Annotated in this window: 1 protein-coding gene; it reads left to right on the top strand. The window is 45.0% G+C overall.

Annotated features, from left to right (window positions below; all coding sequences use genetic code 11):
- Window positions 1-1033, top strand: a 1033-nt coding sequence (gshA, locus tag R7044_RS24220; RefSeq protein ID WP_225455874.1) for a glutamate--cysteine ligase, incomplete at its 5' end; no start/stop codon positions are given.
- Window positions 1034-1121 lie beyond the last annotated feature (88 nt).

Genomic DNA, 1121 nt, shown 5'->3' with positions numbered 1-1121 from the left:
CTTTGCTTTGATTCGTAACTATTACCGTTTTGGTTGGATGATCCCTTACTTCTTTGGTGCATCGCCAGCGTTATGTGGTTCGTTCATTCAAGGCCGTGAGACTAAACTCCCGTTTGAAAGCATCGGTGGGACACTGTATCTCCCTAAAGCGACGTCTCTTCGCTTGAGTGATCTTGGTTATACTAACAGTGCTCAAAGCGTATTGAAAATTGGTTTCAACAGTATTGACCAATATCTTGAAGGTTTAGGTGATGCGATTCGTCGACCATCTGAAGAATTCGCAAAAATTGGAGTAAAAGTGGATGGTGAGTACCGTCAGCTCAATACCAACATTCTCCAGATTGAAAATGAATTGTACGCCCCAATTCGTCCGAAACGCGTAGCGAAAAGTGGTGAGAAACCATCAGATGCATTGAATCGCGCGGGCGTGGAATACATTGAAGTGCGCTCATTAGATGTGAACCCATTCAGTGCCGTTGGTGTTAGCGAAGAGCAAGTTCGTTTCTTAGATCTTTTCCTAACGTGGGCGGCGTTGTCAGATTCTGACCCAATGGATAACTGCGAACTAGAATGCTGGCGTGACAACTGGAACAAAGTGATCATCTCTGGTCGTGAAAAAGGTTTGATGCTGCAGATCGGTTGCCAAGGTGAACGCTTATCTTTGCAAGATTGGGCGAAGCGAGTATTCGTTGAGTTGCGCCAAATTGCAGTAGAGATGGATTCTGCTGCTGGTGGCGATGCTTACCAAGCTGTATGTGACAAGCTAGAAGCATGGATTGATAACCCTGAACTGACGATTTCTGGCCAATTGCTTGAGCTAACCAAAGAACTTGGTGGACTTGGCAAAGTAGGTTGTGCTCTTGGCATGAAGTTCCGTGAAGAAAATCTGGCTCACGGTTACCAACATTACTCGCAAGATATAATGGAAACGGAAGTGGCCTCTTCAGTTGAGAAACAGCGACAAGCGGAAGAAAGCGATACGTTATCTTTTGACGAGTTTCTGGAAAACTACTTCGCTTATCTAAAACAATAATCAATAAGTAAGGATTGGGTGGGATTGAACATTAAGCCGTTGGTTGTATCGGTTCTAGGAAGTGTGTTGCTTGCGGGATGTGCGACAG

The organism is Vibrio sp. 1402 (genome assembly GCF_033340275.1).
The sequence above is the reverse complement of the archived record's forward strand: the minus strand, read 5'-3'. Positions and strand labels throughout refer to the sequence as shown.